The organism is Flavobacterium sp. (assembly GCF_043778725.1).
Lineage (GTDB): Bacteria > Bacteroidota > Bacteroidia > Flavobacteriales > Flavobacteriaceae > Flavobacterium.
In genome coordinates, this window is record NZ_JAYWFT010000085.1 from 19,752 (window position 1) to 36,402 (window position 16,651).

Annotated in this window: 16 protein-coding genes and 1 pseudogene; 5 read left to right on the forward strand and 12 right to left on the reverse strand. The window is 30.5% G+C overall.

What is annotated here, in order from left to right; genetic code table 11:
- Nucleotides 1-80: 80 nt before the first annotated feature.
- Together ACH2CG_RS07655 and ACH2CG_RS07660 are read left to right on the forward strand one after the other, a co-directional pair.
- A complete protein-coding gene (locus ACH2CG_RS07655) occupies nt 81-704 on the forward strand; it encodes a PASTA domain-containing protein (RefSeq protein WP_395063828.1) in 624 nt (207 codons plus the stop codon).
- A complete protein-coding gene (locus ACH2CG_RS07660; RefSeq protein WP_395063830.1) occupies nt 694-1,734 on the forward strand; it encodes an RluA family pseudouridine synthase in 1,041 nt (346 codons plus the stop codon). The genes ACH2CG_RS07655 and ACH2CG_RS07660 overlap by 11 nt, the downstream gene beginning before the upstream one ends.
- A gap of 74 nt (nt 1,735-1,808) precedes the next feature.
- Here ACH2CG_RS07660 and ACH2CG_RS07665 read toward each other — a convergent pair whose 3' ends face one another.
- The 4 genes from ACH2CG_RS07665 to ACH2CG_RS07680 form a co-directional block, all read right to left on the reverse strand.
- A complete protein-coding gene (locus ACH2CG_RS07665; protein ID WP_395063832.1) occupies nt 1,809-2,960 on the reverse strand; it encodes an endonuclease in 1,152 nt (383 codons plus the stop codon).
- 8 nt (nt 2,961-2,968) lie between these two features.
- Nucleotides 2,969-4,183 carry an RsmB/NOP family class I SAM-dependent RNA methyltransferase gene (locus tag ACH2CG_RS07670; RefSeq protein WP_395063834.1) on the reverse strand — a complete coding sequence of 405 codons (1,215 nt, stop codon included), beginning with the start codon at nt 4,181-4,183 and terminating at the stop codon, nt 2,969-2,971.
- Nucleotides 4,184-4,294: 111 nt separating this feature from the next.
- On the reverse strand, nt 4,295-6,280 hold the full coding sequence (locus ACH2CG_RS07675) for a KUP/HAK/KT family potassium transporter (RefSeq protein WP_395063836.1): 1,986 nt from the start codon (nt 6,278-6,280) through the stop codon (nt 4,295-4,297).
- A 100-nt stretch (nt 6,281-6,380) separates the two neighbouring features.
- A complete protein-coding gene (locus ACH2CG_RS07680) occupies nt 6,381-7,511 on the reverse strand; it encodes a hypothetical protein (RefSeq protein WP_395063838.1) in 1,131 nt (376 codons plus the stop codon).
- Between the two features lie 526 nt (nt 7,512-8,037).
- Here ACH2CG_RS07680 and ACH2CG_RS07685 point away from each other — a divergent pair.
- Nucleotides 8,038-9,096 (forward strand): oxidoreductase, encoded by a 1,059-nt coding sequence (locus ACH2CG_RS07685; RefSeq protein ID WP_395063840.1) that lies wholly within the window; start codon nt 8,038-8,040, stop codon nt 9,094-9,096.
- An 80-nt stretch (nt 9,097-9,176) separates the two neighbouring features.
- Here the strand turns inward: ACH2CG_RS07685 and ACH2CG_RS07690 are convergent, their stop codons facing one another.
- From ACH2CG_RS07690 to ACH2CG_RS07710, 5 genes are all read right to left on the reverse strand, one after another.
- Entirely contained in the window at nt 9,177-10,586 is a 1,410-nt protein-coding gene (locus tag ACH2CG_RS07690) for a TlpA family protein disulfide reductase (protein WP_395063842.1), read from the reverse strand.
- A gap of 88 nt (nt 10,587-10,674) precedes the next feature.
- On the reverse strand, nt 10,675-10,857 hold the full coding sequence (locus tag ACH2CG_RS07695; RefSeq protein ID WP_395063844.1) for a hypothetical protein: 183 nt from the start codon (nt 10,855-10,857) through the stop codon (nt 10,675-10,677).
- Nucleotides 10,858-10,859: 2 nt separating this feature from the next.
- Nucleotides 10,860-12,248 (reverse strand): radical SAM protein, encoded by a 1,389-nt coding sequence (locus ACH2CG_RS07700; protein ID WP_395063846.1) that lies wholly within the window; start codon nt 12,246-12,248, stop codon nt 10,860-10,862.
- Nucleotides 12,249-13,238, reverse strand: coding sequence for a virulence RhuM family protein (locus ACH2CG_RS07705; protein WP_395063847.1), 990 nt, complete (start codon nt 13,236-13,238; stop codon nt 12,249-12,251).
- Nucleotides 13,239-13,973: a prolipoprotein diacylglyceryl transferase gene (locus ACH2CG_RS07710; RefSeq protein ID WP_395063849.1), complete on the reverse strand. Its 735-nt coding sequence runs from the start codon at nt 13,971-13,973 to the stop codon at nt 13,239-13,241.
- Nucleotides 13,974-14,068: 95 nt separating this feature from the next.
- On the opposite strand from ACH2CG_RS07710, the gene ACH2CG_RS07715 reads away from it, so the two are divergent.
- Complete coding sequence (locus ACH2CG_RS07715; protein ID WP_395063851.1) at nt 14,069-14,836, forward strand: TlpA family protein disulfide reductase; 768 nt, start codon at nt 14,069-14,071, stop codon at nt 14,834-14,836.
- A 38-nt stretch (nt 14,837-14,874) separates the two neighbouring features.
- Here the strand turns inward: ACH2CG_RS07715 and ACH2CG_RS07720 are convergent, their stop codons facing one another.
- The 3 genes from ACH2CG_RS07720 to ACH2CG_RS07730 all read right to left on the reverse strand — a co-directional run bounded on the left by ACH2CG_RS07720 (nt 14,875) and on the right by ACH2CG_RS07730 (nt 16,373).
- Nucleotides 14,875-15,279, reverse strand: a complete 405-nt coding sequence (locus tag ACH2CG_RS07720) for a hypothetical protein (protein ID WP_395063853.1) — start codon at nt 15,277-15,279, stop codon at nt 14,875-14,877.
- A 302-nt stretch (nt 15,280-15,581) separates the two neighbouring features.
- Nucleotides 15,582-16,025, reverse strand: coding sequence for a hypothetical protein (locus ACH2CG_RS07725; RefSeq protein ID WP_395063855.1), 444 nt, complete (start codon nt 16,023-16,025; stop codon nt 15,582-15,584).
- Nucleotides 16,026-16,373 (reverse strand): hypothetical protein, encoded by a 348-nt coding sequence (locus ACH2CG_RS07730; protein ID WP_395063857.1) that lies wholly within the window; start codon nt 16,371-16,373, stop codon nt 16,026-16,028.
- A gap of 164 nt (nt 16,374-16,537) precedes the next feature.
- Between ACH2CG_RS07730 and ACH2CG_RS07735 the strand changes: the two are divergent.
- Nucleotides 16,538-16,651 (forward strand): annotated as a pseudogene (locus ACH2CG_RS07735) (transposase); the annotation flags it as partial.

The window sequence follows — 16,651 nt, forward strand, 5'->3', positions numbered from 1 at the left end:
AGTATAAAACAAAATTATCATTTTTTTTCAAACCAAATACCTTTAGGAATTTATATCTTTGCGATAAATATATTTTATTTATGAGTTTACGTAAATATTTAACTAGTCGCGTCTTTTTCGCTCAGCTTCTTGCTGCTTTGGCAATATTAGCTGTGCTTGCTTATTTGTTTTTTCACTGGATTACTTTTATTACCAATCACGGTGATGAAATTACGGTACCCAATTTGGGCAAACTAAATCCTGAGCAAGTAGAGGAGAAGCTAGACGAGCTAGATCTAGATTATCAAATTATTGATACAGTTGATTATAATCCAAATTTTCCAAAACTTACTGTGGTACAACAAGAGCCAACGGCTGGATCTAAAGTTAAAGGAGGAAGAACAATTTATATTAAATTAAATGCTTCAACTTTTAAAATGGTTGCTGTTCCAGACTTGATTGAAAAAACCTACCGTCAAGCCGTTCCAACATTAAAGGCTATTGGTCTTCAAGAAGGCGAAATAAAATATGTTCCTTACATAGGAAAAGACATGGTGCTAGAAATGTGGATGAACGGTAAAAAGATAAAACCCGGAACCAAAGTACTAAAAGCATCCAAAATTGATTTAGTTCTAGGTGACGGAAAAGTAGTTTTTGACGAAACACAACTAGATTCAATCCCTAATAATGAAACTCCTGTAGATACCATTCCAAATGAGCAATAATATTGATTTTCAAGAACCAGAAGAAGAACTTTTTGAACACTATAGATTTGACGTTCCCAAAGGTCAAGCCTTTTTAAGAATAGACAAGTATTTGATGTTGATGGTTCCAAATGCTACGAGAAATAAAATTCAAAATGCTGCTGCAAGTGGCGATATATATGTAAATGATGTTCCTGTAAAATCTAATTATAAGGTAAAACCACTTGATGTAATTCGTATTTTATTATCGCATCCACCGTATGAAAATAGGGTTGATCCAGAAGATATTCCGTTGGATATTGTTTATGAAGATGATGCTTTGTTGCTTATCAATAAGCCACCAAATTTTGTAGTACATCCAGGACACGGAAATTATACCGGAACTTTGGTAAATGCTTTGGCGTTTCATTTTGAAAATTTACCTTTAAACAGTTCAGAACGTCCAGGTTTGGTTCATAGAATTGATAAAGACACTTCTGGACTTTTGGTTGTTGCCAAAACAGAAATTGCAATGACGCATTTGGCAAAGCAATTTGAAGATAAAACATCCGAAAGAGAATATATTGCTTTAGTTTGGGGAAATGTTAAAGAAGAAGAAGGAACGGTAACTGGTAATATTGCTCGTCATGTAAAAGACAGAATGCAAATGTCGGTTTTTGCCGATCCAGAAATCGGTAAACATGCTGTTACTCATTATAAAGTATTGGAACGTTTTGGTTATGTAACTTTAGTTTCTTGTAAATTGGAAACGGGTCGTACACATCAAATTCGTGTACACATGAAACACATTGGACATACGTTGTTTAATGATGAACGTTATGGTGGAAATTTGATATTAAAAGGTACTACGTTTACCAAATATAAACAGTTTATAGACAATTGTTTTAAGACATTGCCACGACAAGCGCTACATGCAAAAACACTTGGATTTATTCATCCTACAACTAAAGAATTCATGAGATTTGACACCGAATTGCCAAAGGATATGACAGATTGCATTGAAAAATGGCGCAACTATTCTAAGTCAAACGCATCTGAAGAAGAGGAATAAATTAAAAAAATAGGTATAAAAAAAGAGCTTTAGAATTGTCTAAAGCTCTTTTTTTTTGTTAGCTATGTATTCGGTTAGTTAATAATTACTTTCTTAACCAACGATTGATTTTCTGAACTTAGTTTCAAGAAATAAAAACCTTGTGGCAAGTTATCAAGTGTATAAGAATTGTTATTGAAAACTGGTTTCTTAACTTCCATCATCAATTGTCCATTAATATTTATTAATTGAATATCATCAATTGCAACATCACTATCAATATTTATTTTGTGATCATTAGAAGGATTAGGATAAACTGATATTGAAGCTATTTCTAATGTAGGATTACTTAATGCAGCACATGCAGTAGCCCAAATTTGGCAAACATATTCTGGATGATCAATGTATGGGTTTCTGTTTCCTTGGTAATTAAAAATCGTATTGTTTCGTTCTAATTCTTTAGGACTTACAGGATCTAAATTGTGCCAAGTTATTAAAATATTTAAAAAAGTTGGTGAGATAGCATTGTTAGCAGTACCATCAAACATGTTTTTGGAAACTACTGTAGCAGTATTGAAAAAACTTACTAAATCATCTTCATATCGTGTAACAAAATAGAAAATACTTCTAGCTATATCTCCTTTAAATTCATCTATTGGTTCAAAAACTGTTGCTGTATATCCAGCAGAATATCCTGAATTTAAATTGGATCCAAGTTTAGATCCGTTTAGAGTAGTATTAGATGCAACATTTACTTTTCCGTATGGAAAATTATCTCTTAGTCCGTTTACTTTTCCGTCAACAGGCGCAACGTGAAAAGGATCATTTTTCATTGGGTTTATTGCTACTGCATCCCAATAGGCTTGAGGAACAATGTGTTCTCTGTTGTAACAATCGCCTTCGTTAGCATAATTTCCACATTGTTGCCCAGTTGATGTGAAATTATAAGGATCAACACCAGTAGGATTCTCTGAGTATATATCAATTAGTGAATTATCATTTTCATAATAAGTATCACGAAAAGCAGCACTAGAATAAAGACTCCAAAGAGATCCATAACCTTGGTCATTGTGACCGTTAGTGATTATAGTTTTTAATTGTGTTTTCAATGTTAAACCTGTGCCTGTTGCATTCGCATAATAACCCGGAGGTTGCGGAAGTGCATCAATTGGTGTAAATTTTTGTAGTTCTTGTGAAAACCCAATTACTACAGATAAAAATGTAATTAAAGTAATTATTTTTTTCATGTTTTTTTTTATAAATTTCGTTCTAATAAAGCCATATAAAATCCATCAAAACCAGATTGAGAAGCAAGCACTTTGGAATCTTTTACAAAAGTAAAACTTTTACCAATATCTGTGCTTAAAAATTTCTTAATTTGTTCTTGATTTTCAGAAGGTAAAACTGAGCAAGTTGCATAAACCAATTTTCCGCCTGGTTTAACAATTTTAGAATAATTCTCTAAAACTTCTGCTTGTACTTTTCTTATATTATCAATGAATTCTGGTTGTAATTTCCATTTAGCATCTGGATTTCTTTTTAAAACACCCAAACCACTGCAAGGTGCATCAATAAGAACTCTGTCGGCTTTTTCATGAAGTTTTTTGATAACTTTAGTAGTGTCAATAATTCTATATTCAATATTGAAAGCTCCGTTTCTTTTGGCTCTTAGTTTTAATTGTTTTAATTTACTTTCATATAAATCCATTGCAATTAATTGACCTTTGTTTTCCATTAGTGAAGCCATGTGCAATGTTTTTCCGCCTGCACCTGCGCAAGTATCAACAACTCTCATGCCAGGTTGTACATCTAGAAAACGAGCAACAAGCTGTGAGGAAGCATCTTGAACTTCAAACAAGCCTTGCTTAAAAGCATCTGTCAAAAAAACATTGGCTCTTTCTTTAAGGACTAATGCATCAGGTTGATTGGGTAAAAATTCGGTTTCAATATTTAAATCCATTAAAATAGCACGCAATTTTTCTTTGGTAGTATTTAATGTGTTTACTCTTAAAATAACTTTTGCTTGTTGGTTTTGAGCAGCAATTTCTTTAGTCCAAAGTTCTTCACCTAGTTCTTTTACCCCAACTTCATCCATCCAATCTGGAATAGATTCTCGCATTTTTCGAATTTTTGATAATTCATCAAATTTTCCTTTAATTTTTCTTTCGGGTGTTCCTTCAAGTTGTCTCCAATCTGGAATAGGAAATCCACGTAGAACAGCCCATACAGCAAAAATTCTCCACAAATCGTCACGATTATAGGGTTCTTTAACATCTGCAATTTCGGCGTACAATCGTTTCCATCGTACTACTTCGTAGATGGTTTCTGCAACAAACTTTCTGTCTGAACTTCCCCAACGTTTGTCTTTTTTTAGTGCTCTTGCCACAACTTTATCAGCATATTCACCTTCATTAAAGATGGCATTAAGGGAATCAATTGTAGTGTAAACTAAATTTCGGTGTAATCTCATGGTATTAAAAAATCAGCCTGCAAAGGTATTGCTTTTTTATATAAAGAAAGAAGTATTCTTTTAAAACCTTTTGGTAGTACAAGAATACTTCTTTGTATTTTATATTAACTCTTAATTTATGGTTGTACATTCAATCCTTTTCATATCAATAATTTCAGGCGGATGAAGCACCATTGGAAATTGTTCTACTTTAACAGAACTACTGTCTAGACCAAAACCTTTTTCTTCTGATAAACTAAATTTTTTCATGAAGAAATAGGCATTCATAACTATGTTTTCAAAAAAAGTTAAATCACTATCATTGGATAGGAATTTTTCTGAAAGGACAAATTTGAAATCGCCAATAATATTATTTTTATTTAATGATTCATAACGACTTGTAATGTCCATTTCTCCTTTTTTTACCATGTCTTTAATAACTTCTTTGAACATTAAATTTATTTTAGTAGGTTCTCTAAAGCCTAAATAAAAATCAACTCTGTACAAGTCGTCTTCAACAATTGGTGTAACTCTATATTCTTTTTTGTAAGGTTCACTTAAAATATTAACATGAATAAACCAATATATATCGGCTCTTTTTGGTCTTTTTTGCAAAATAGAATACATTACTTTTTCTTCAATTTCGTCTGTACGAGTTGCATTGGTCATATAAACCAAGTGTGTTGCATATTTTGGTATTGATAAATCTACACTAAGTTCGGCCAATACTTTTTTGTAAGTGTCTATTTTGACAATTTTAGTGTAATTTTTACTAATTTTTTTGGCTAAGAACCAAGTTGACATAATTCCTATTAGAATTAAAGCAATAAATAATGTTACAAAACCGCCATCTTTAAATTTGGTAATATTAGCGGCTAGAAAACTAAATTCAATAGTTAGATAAATTAAAATTAAAGGTGCTATAAAATACCATTTTACACGTTTCATTATTAAATAAAAATTCAATAGAATGGTGGTCATTATCATGCATAAAATGATTGCTAAGCCATAGGCATGCTCCATATTACTAGATTCTCTAAAATATATCACTATTCCGACACAGCCAAAAAATAACATCCAGTTTAGAGATGGAATGTACAGTTGTCCTTTTACATCTGTTGGAAACTTGATTTTCACTTTTGGCCAAAAATTTAATCTCATAGCTTCATTAATTAGAGTAAAAGAACCACTTATTAATGCTTGAGATGCTATTACTGCTGCTAGGGTTGAAATTACAATTCCTGCTGGCTGAAACCAATCGGGCATAATTAGATAAAACGGATTTGGATTTGACTTTGCCAATTCGGTTAGAGTTTTTCCTTGATGGGAAAGTAAATAGGCACCTTGACCAAAATAATTTAAAACCAAGGCCGACTTTACAAAAATCCAACTTATTCTAATGTTTTTTCTTCCGCAATGTCCCATATCAGAGTACAATGCTTCTGCACCAGTTGTACATAGAAAAACGGCACCTAATATAAAAAATCCTTGATCACTAACGTTTGAAGTTAATAAATGATATGCATAATATGGATTGATAGCATTAAAAACTGAAAGATTGGTAGCCATTTGAATTATTCCCAAAACACTAAGCATACTAAACCAAATAAGCATCATTGGTGCAAAGAATTTTCCAACAAGCTTGGTGCCAAATTGTTGAATGGTAAACAATACAAATAATATTGCTATTACAATAGGAATAGTTGGAATGTCTGGCTTAAATATTCTTAATCCTTCTACTGCAGATGAAACAGAAATAGGAGGCGTGATAATACCATCTGCTAACAATGCGCTACCTCCAATTATTGCAGGAACTATCAACCATTGTATTTTTGTTCTTTTTACTAACGCATACAATGCAAAAATTCCACCTTCGCCATGATTGTCGGCACTAAGTGTTATTATTACATATTTTAGGGTTGTTTGTAATGTTAATGTCCAAAAAATACAAGACAATCCGCCAAGAATAAGATCTTTGCTTATTGGACTATCTCCAATTATGGCTTTCATTACATACAATGGTGAAGTACCAATGTCACCATAAATTATGCCTAAAGTTATTAATAAACCAGCAGCTGAAAGCTTGCTATGAAGATTTTGATGACTATGCGAACTCATAAATTTTTATTAAAAGAGTACAAATGTATCATTTTTACATATTTGAAAAAAAAAAAGCACCGAATATTTTCGATGCTCTTTTGTTTAGTCTGATTATAAATTATCTTCTGCCAGAGTTTCCGCCTCTTGAGCCAGAATCTCCACCTCTTGGAGAATTGCTTTCTCTTGATTCAGATGAACTGCTTCTTGAAGGACTTGAACTTCTTGATGGTTCATAACTTGGAGAACTACTTCTTGAAGGACTTGAACTTCTTGATGGAGTTTCACTTGATGAATTAGTTCTTATAGAACCATTGCTTCTCACTGGAGTTTCACTTGATGAATTTGTTCTAACAGAACCATTGCTTCTCACTGGAGTTTCACTTGATGAATTTGCTCTAACAGAACCATTGCTTCTCACAGGAGTTTCGCTTGATGAATTTGTTCTAACAGAACCGTTGCTTCTTGTACTTCCAGATTCTCTACTATTGTTATAAGCAACATCACGTCTTGGTCTAGTTTGGTCTAATTCATATCTATTACTGTAGCCAGAATTTCTTCTTTCAAAAGAACGTGTTGGATTTTGTCTTTCATAATAATTTCCTCTTCTACCATAATAATCGTTATACGCAGTTTGACATCTTCTATAATTAACATAGTTGTATTGATAATCAAAATTTATGCACAAACCAATATGATGTCTGTATCTAAATACTGGAAATGGACTCCAATAAGTGTAATAGGTTGGATAATAACCCCAATACCATGAAGAGTAATACGGTCTATAGTTAGAAACCCAAAAATGGTTATAAATAACAGGAACATTGACATAAACTGGTTCGTATATATAATTGCTTCCGTACATATAAACATCACCAACTACTTGCACTTGAACACGATTATTGCTGTCTTTTTCAACTTCTACAGTTGCAACATCTTGAAATTGCTCGTTTCCTAAAACCGATTGAATTACAATTAAGTGTGTTCTTCCTTCAATAGATTCTATAACACGTAGATAATCTACTTGATTGTCGTTGTTTAAATCTAAATTAGAAATTTGAGCTTTTGGATCATTTAAACGAAATTCAAAATCCTCCAAATCTTTAGAATCTCCAAAGATAGAAGCCACAGCTCTCAAATCGAGGTTGTCACTAATTTCAGAACTTGTTGCGTTAACTGTTGTTCTGTCTTGAGCAAACGAGCTTGCAAAAATAAAGCTCATTAGCGACGAAAGTAATATTTTAGTCTTCATAACATTATATATTAATGGTTCATAATAGTATTTGATACCAACAATCCAATTTCTGTGCCAAGAATAATTATTCACAAATCATTAACACAAAATTAAGTTGTATTTTAGCAGGGTTAAATGGTATTAAACTTTAAATTAGCATGCAAAAAATCAACCTCCAATTAATTCAAAATTATTTTAAAAAATATTTTAGTGATAATAATTACCCTTTATGGTTTAAAATTCTAAATTTTGTTTCGCTAATTCCAATTTTAGTTTGGCCTTTTATCGTTTTTGGCTCAATTTTTCTTCTTGATAATCCTAAAAATTTATTTTTTACTTTAATAACTATAATTCTTGTTGATGCTTATCCTTTATATTTAATTTTGATAGCAATTTTTAGCTTTAAATCATATAATAAAAATAGATTGATTAGCATTTTGTTACCTTTAATTCTAATTGGTTCTTATATTTCTAGCATCGCTTTTTTGTATATAAATGCTGGAAAATATTAATTATTTATTTTAACATTTAAGTATAAAATCTTATGAAAAACCTTTTTATTTTATTACTATTATCAATATTTCTAAACTCTTGCAAGCCAACTCAGGTTTCTAAAAGCACTTTTTTTACTGCTGTAAAAATCGATACACTTTATAAAAATAAAATCAGTATTCGTCCCATAACGGTTGTAAAGAATAAAGTTTGGTATGCTGCTGATAAAAATAGAGTAGGGTTTCTGAGTCTAATTGATGCCAATAAAATGGAACGAAAAATCAACAAAGATTCTCTTAAATTAGAATTTAGAAGTATTGCACAAACAAGTACTTCAATTTTTGTTTTAAATGTTGGAAATCCGGCATTGTTGTATAAGTTTTCTAAAGATTTGGTTCAGAAGAAATTGGTTTATGAAGAACACAATGAAAGAGTTTTTTACGACAGCATGCAGTTTTGGAATGATCAAGAAGGAATTGCTGTTGGCGATCCAATAGAAAATTGTTTTTGTATAATAATTACTCACGATGGAGGAGAAACATGGACTAAAGTTCCGTGTGAAAAGTTGCCTAATATTGAAGACGGCGAAGCTTTCTTTGCGGCAAGTAATACCAATATAATTGTAAAAGGAAACAGTACTTGGTTGGTTTCTGGCGGAAAAAAATCAAGGGTTTTTTATTCTCCAGATAAAGGAATTTCTTGGAAAACATATGAAACGCCAATCGTTCAAGGTGAATCAATGACCGGAATTTTTACTGCTGATTTTTATAACGATAAAATCGGATTTATTGCTGGAGGAAACTATGAAAAACTAAATCAAAATTTTCAAAACAAAGCATTAACTACTGATGGCGGAAAAACTTGGAAATTAGTTGGCGAAAATCAAGGGTTTGGTTATGCTTCTTGCGTTCAATTTGTACCAAATAGCAATGGAGAACAATTGGTATCTGTTGGTGCTAGTGGTTTATTTTATTCTAAAGATAAAGGTACTTCTTGGACACAATTTAGTTTAGATACTTCCTTATATACTATTAGATTTATTGATAATACAACCGCAATTGCTGCAGGAAAAGATAAAATTGTGAAGATCGTATTTAGCACTAATAATTAGTTTAAAGATTTGAATTAATATAAAAAAAGGCAATTTTCACAATAGGAAAACTACCTTTTTTAATTTTTAAACTAATCAATCTATTTTAATTCGTCTTCAAAATGTACGTCGAAAATATTTGTAAATCCATTTTTAATAGTTCCGTCAGCATTAACTATTATCGTTCTATGAACTTTAGTAATTGCCCATTTCGCTCTAATATCTTCAAAATTGGAACATCTTAATTCGGTAATACTGCCAAAGTTGTATTTTTTCAAAGCCAATTTCCATTCTTCTTGATTGTCGTCTAGATTTATGGCTACAAAATTATAATTGGTGTATTTTTTCTTAAATTCTAATACTTTTTTGTGAGTAGCTAACAAATGTGAATTTAGTTTTTCTGACCAAAAGAAGAACACTGTATTTTTCTTTATTAAGTCGGTAGAAGCTATTATTTTGCCATCTATATCAATCAAATTTACTTCGGGTAATACTTTGCCAACCGTTAGTAATTGAATAGCATTTCCAATTTTTAAAATTTCATTTTTCTGACTTTTATCTGTAGAATATTTATGGTAAGTTTCTAGAAATTCTTTGTTGTTAACCATATTTTGATCTTCAAGCAAATATTTTAGAGCAATATTATTGAGTACTATATTTTTAACTTTTTCGTTTTTTATTAGTGTATCAGCAATATTTAATTTGTTGATGTTGGTTCGCAACGCCATGTCAAGTTCAGTATAATGGTTGTGATAATTTATAGATCCAACATTATTTAACATGTGATTTAGGTACATTACAAACGGAGAAAACTCTGTCAATGCTTCGTTACTATAATCTATTTGTTTTCTAAACTGATAATAATCTTTAGGTAATTCTTTAGAAACGTCTTTTCCAGTTCGCATTTTATGGATAATAGGATAAATTTCTTTTTTCGTATAGTAAGGAAATTTTACAACTCCACTTGCGTAAACATCAAATTCATCATTCCATTTTATTTCTTCTTTTTTAGACTTGTAAAAATCTTCATTATCTTTATTGGTTTTATCAATGTATTTGTTGTATTTATTAGTTTCGTAATCAAATACTTCGAACATTTTATCTTTGTCTTTTTCATTTATCAAATACATGTCCATCAAGAAATTATTTTTTTGATCACCACGACCACAAAAAATTATAGATTCATCAAAGTCTTTAGAATCAATATGAACTTTTATGCTATCGTTTTTATCAAAATACACATATTGATATTCGGGTTCGTTTTTAAAAGTGTACAAGCCAGGCGCAAGTGAATCAAATTTCTTGAAAAATGTATTGTCTTTTTTTAGCAAAATTGTATCAATTACAACATTGTCTTTGCAGAAAAGAATGTATGGATTGGAAGGATTGGCAACCTCTCCGCCAAAATAAGCAACATAATTATCACCCGAAAATTCTTTTTTACAAGAACTCATCAAGCATAATAAAAGCATAGGAAACAAGTAGGTTTTAAAATTGGGCAATTCTTTCATTTGGGTATAATTGTAAAAACAAATATATTTATATGAAATTGAATATTTTGTTAAGCAATAGTTAAATAAATGTTTAAAATTTTAAGGATTATATCGAAAAATTAGCTGCACAAGTTCCAAATCCTATTACAAATGCAATTGCAGAAAAAAGCATTAATTTAAGACCTAATTTGCGTTTGCTTTCAGCAAATATCATAAAAAAGCCAACTATAAAAACTATAAAGCTAACGAAAGCTACAAAACCGCCAAATGATACTAAAAAATCTTTCATATTTATATATTTAATTCTTTTCTAATTGTATCTATTTTATTGTCTCGATAAAAAATATTCATGGTTTCAAACGGAATAATCTTCATTTTATCGCTAACAATGTGCACACACGATTTTTTTACCGCTCGAACATCAAAGTCATAAGGATCCATAAAATTCATTATCAATACTCTAAATAAATTTTTGTAACTTAAATTTTCGCTCTGCACTCTTGGCAAACAACACATTAATTCGCCCAAGGTTTCCTCGGCACAATCTACAGAAATTCCGGTACTAAAAAGATTGAGCATGTGTGTTTTTAACTTTTCATCATGTTCAAAAACGATGGTATTTTTAGAGTTGTTAAGTAAATCTTCAGGATTAATTAAATGCGTCATCGGAAAAACTTCGCCATCCATTTTTAGTGCATACGCCATGCACAAAGCGTCTGGATTGCATGGCACAGGAATTAAATCTTGAGGTGTAAAAGTAGGATATTGTTCGTATATTTTTCGTCGTACTTCTGTTAGCGTAATTCTGCCTTCGCCATCATTATAATCTTTATTTCTTCCGGCAACTTGTGTGGGCTGAAAGGTAACACCACGAACACAATCTTGTTGCAACGCAAATTCTAAAATAGTACCAATTTCATCATCGTTAATTCCTTTTTGAAGCGTTACTACCAATGTCGTAGAAATATTATATTTGTTAAGATATTCTAATGCTTTTTCACGTGTTTTAGTCAAATCTTCGCCGCGTAGTTTTTTTAAAACTTCCGATTTAAAACTATCAAATTGCAAATAAATTTCGAAATCGGGCATGTAAGTTGCCAGTTTTTCTACAAATTTTTCGTCTTTTGCAAGTCTTATTCCATTGGTATTTAGCATTAAATGTTTAATTGGTTTGCTTTTTGCAATATCTAAAATAGCAAAAAAATCGGGATGAACAGTTGGTTCTCCACCAGAAATTTGAACGACGTCAGGTTCACCTTCATTGGCAACGACTACATCAAACATTTTTTCAATTTCTTCTAGCGTTCTGTTTCTTCCATAATTTGGACCAGAACTTGCATAACAAGTTGGGCAAGATAAATTGCATCTATCAGTAACTTCAATTATCGACAAGCACGAATGTTGCTCATGATCGGTACACAATCCGCAATCATAAGGACAACCATAATGCACATTGGTATTGAATTTTAAAGGCATTTCCGATTGCTTGTTGTAGTTTCTTATTTGCTTGTAATAGTCAACATCGTCTGCAATCATCACTTTAGAATCGCCATGCGTTTTACAATGTTTCAACATAAAAACCTTATTGTCTTGAAACACAATTTTGGCATCAATGGTATGCAAACATTCGGGACATAAACTTTTGGTATAGTCGTAATAGATATAATCGCGTGTTTTCATTTATAGTTTTAAGTTTTTTATGTCGGCTTCTATTTCGTTTAAACTATTTTCTATTTCAATTTTTTTATAATTCTTCTGAAATTTCTCATATTCTAAATTCGATTTTTCAACTGCCATTTGATGACTAATTGTTCCTGCATGAACTAATAGTTCTCTACCGTTTAGTTGTAAAATGCTATCCAATCTATCTTTCCAATCGTTCATATACATTGGTGTATTCTGTTGAGCCATAGTTTCTGCAAATGCCAAATACTGTTCGACTAACAATCCAAGTAATTTTATTTCACTTTCGTTTAAATAATTTTTTGCAATACTTACATCATTTTTAGTAACCAATTTATTTTCTTTTTTATCAAATGATTGCATTCCTAATAATGGCAATGTCGCATCAGCTCTTCTGTAAACTAATTCGGCAGCAGTATTTTGAGAAATTGCCCAAAGTAATTTATTTTGAATTATTTTAAAAAATGAAATTGTATTTTCATCTTTCGGATTATAATCGATACTTGTTGTGTAAATATCTTTTATTTTTTGATAAAAAAACCTTTCGGACAATCTTATTTCACGAATTCTCTCTTGAAGTTCGGAAAAATAATTCATTGAATTTCCAGATTTAAATCGATCATCATTCAAGGCAAACCCTTTAATAATGTATTCTTTTAAACGTTGTGTTGCCCAAATTCTAAATTGTGTTCCTTGTTGCGATTTTACTCTGTATCCAACAGAAATTATTACGTCTAGATTATAGAAATTGGTATCATAATTTTTACCATCATCAGCAGTTGTTCGGAATTTCCGAACAACTGAATTTGAATCTAACTCTTTGTCATCAAAAACATTTTTTATATGTTCACTAATAGTAGATTTTGATTTTTGAAACAAATCACAAATTTGTGCTTGCGACAACCAAACAGTTTCTTCCTCAAGTCGGACATCAATTTTAATGATTCCTTCTGTGCTTTGGTATATAAGTATTTCTCCTGAATTCATTTATTTAATTTTTAAAACCCTAAGTATAAACTTCCAATAATAAACAAATATAAACAAAGCACTCCATTGAATACTACTCAAATTTAAAAACAATTGATGGTATGGTTTTATAAATTCAACGCAAAATCGGTACAAAAAGTATAAAACCATAAACAACTTAAATCGGTCTCCATTTATTAAATGTACATTTTTAATTCTGATAAAAAAAAGTAGAAGTAACGCCATAAAAGTCATTTCATAAAGTGCAACAGGATGTCTGTTTAATCCATCACCTAGATTTATTCCTGTAAAAAAAGTGGTTTCATTACCAAAAGTTGGTTCTGCAATTCCCATTAAAAAACAACCAATTCGCCCTATAAATACTGCTACAATTATAGGAATTACATAAATATCGCCAGAAGCAGTTTTTACTCCAATTCCTTTTTTAATAAGTTCTACACCAAACAATCCACCAAGAAATCCGCCAGCAACCGTCTTGTTTTGATAAAAAGTCATCCATGTTTGATGCGCAATTTCACTCGGATTTTCAAGCATTGCAATTACTCTCGAACCAATTAATGCGCCAATCATTGCGCCCAATAAAATCCACAATCTGTTTATATCATTTATGGCATCTGGCTGTCTCTTTTTTAAAAAATAATACAATCTAACACCAATAAAAAATGCTGCTGTTTCAAATATAAAATGATAATAAACTTTCTCACCAAAAAAATCAAACTGATAAGGAAACGCCATAAATAGGTTTTAATTTTAGCTAATATAACCAATTAAAATAAATTATTTGTAACCTGTTTTTTTTGAGTATTTTTGAACCTTAATAAATTTGTTTAATGAAGAAATTAGTTGGTTTATTATTTTTTATACTAACATCATGTTTTGGACAAACAAAATATGGCACTCCAGAAGTTGATCCAATGACTATCCAGAAAAATTTTATGGATTGGTGGACCTATCAATCTAATAATATTATGCTTTCTTCAGATTTTGTTGCCTTGGATAGTAATTCAACTGAAATTTCTAAAGAATCTTTCTTAAAACAACTTTCCGATGGAACAACAATTCCTGTTAGATTGCAATCAAATGATGCTATTGTTTATTACAAACTTTTCAAAATTGAACCTAATGCCGATTCCAATATAAAACCCACAATTGCAACAAGTTCAATAGAAGAATATGAACATTATAAAATGGAAGGAACACAGTTTCCAGATTTTAATTTCACCGATTTAAACGCAATAACTTCTACAAATCAATCTACTAAAAATAAAATTGTAGTTATAAAATGTTGGTACATTCATTGCGCTGCGTGTATCAAAGAATTCCCAGATGTCAACAAACTAGCAGAAAAATACAGCACTCGAAAAGACATTCTTTTTATAAGTCTTGCCGAAGATTCTCCACAAGAATTGAAAACGTTTCTTGCCAAAAAACCACTTTCTTATTCTGTAATTCCAAATATGAAAATTTACATGAATGAAACCTTACATCTCAATGCATTTCCAACGCACTTTATAATCAATAAGGAAGGAAAAATTGCTAAAGTCTTGATGAATTATGAAAGTTTGGAAGCCGCTTTGGAGATTGAGAGTAGAAAGTAGGTTAGTTAAATACTTTACTATTATTGAGAAATAGTTTGCTATCTTTTAGTTTTATCTTTGATAGAATCTTTTTTCTTTTCTATTTTTTTAATTGAATCTTTACTATTTTCTTTATTAATTGAATCATTTTCAATAGCATCTTCTGGCTTTTCTTCTGAACGTTTACCCATTATGCAACTTGAAAATGAAAACAGAAAACTCAATGAAAGTAAAGCAACTATTTTTACAGGTTTAACCTTTATTTGATTAAACCTATTTTTTAAATTGGTATATTTTGTATTCCTTTCGTTTGCTACTTGATTGAATTTATAGTAACCACAAATACTTTCATTAGTTGCATTTTCAACAAAATAGTTTTGCATTTCAGTATATTCCATTTTTGTAAAGTCAACAACTGTTTTATGGCAAGAAGCACAAAATCTTCCTTTTTTATCGTTTGACATGGATTTCCAATTTTCATTACAAGGATTTTGTATTCTTATTTTTTGTCCCATGGTATTTGAGTTGATGAAACTTGTAATTTGCAAAAACCATTCCAGAAAAAATGCAATGATTTGTTTTGATTTTTATTGTGGGTATGGATTGAAAACTTACCTAACCTATTGAAGTATAATAATAACTATAGAAGTTTGAGGCCCAAAATGAATTAAATTTTCTTTTATATAGAAAATGATTTATTCCATTTTCTCCTCACAAGACAATAGGTATCTTTCCCTGATTAAAAATAGTGAAAATAAATCTAATTTTATTCGTTTTTAAGCACAGTTCTTTGTTGTGTGTGGTTTTTTCTTTTTTTAATTGTTTTAATTCCTGTAATTGTTTTTCCAAATATAAAAAATATTGTTGAAATTATAAAAGCAAGTATAAATCCCGTGATAAATGAAAAATTTCTTCCTGTATCACTTGTGAGTTTTTGCATTGCTTTACTTTGTTCGGTTGTAATTTCTTCGCCTCCGAAGATTCCGTCATTATCTAAATCATATCGATTTAAATCCCATTGATAATACATATCATCGAATGTTGATTTACTAACAACCATAAAATAGAAGACTAAAAATATAGTAATACTTGTCCATAATAATTTGTTTTTAGTAAAAAGTTTTTTTCGATTTACTAAAATTGCGATTATTCCAATTAAACATAAAACTGTTGGAATTGCTAAATGATATGGAATTGTAATTTCGTTCATTTATTTAATTTTGTCTTTCGATTTATATCTTGAGTAATATTCACTTGTTCCTTTTGCATCAAGTCTTCCAATTATTACACTATCTGAACTTTTTGATAATTCAATATTTGGTGTCAAATGATAATGTTCTCTAGCGCCAATTGGTAAGTATTTTTCTTCAACTTCGTTTTGATTTAGTTCTGCAATTTCTAAAAGAAGTTTTGCAAGCGATTTAAGTCCTTCTGGATTTCCGTGAATTAAAATTTCGTTCCATTTTGTTATTACGCCATCATCTTCGTCTTCATTATGAGAAACAAATATGTCAAGTTCTCCTTCAATTTCGTTACCTTTTAAATGCTTATATTTCATTATAATCTCTTTTGTCGTCTCGGTTTCTGCAAAATCACACCTAACGTTTCGCGGCTTCAAGAAGTGGCGATGAACCAAGACCAAGCCTTCACAAATATAAACAAAACTTTTAATTAAAAACCTTTCCAATTTCTGATAAATCCCATACCTCGCCATTTCTTGAAACGCCATCAATTAGGCAATCTGGAACCAGTATTAATGGTCGATCACGAATAAGTAAAATAGGAAATGCCAAGTTAAGAAACTTACTTTTCATGTGCAGTTTTACCGCATTTAAA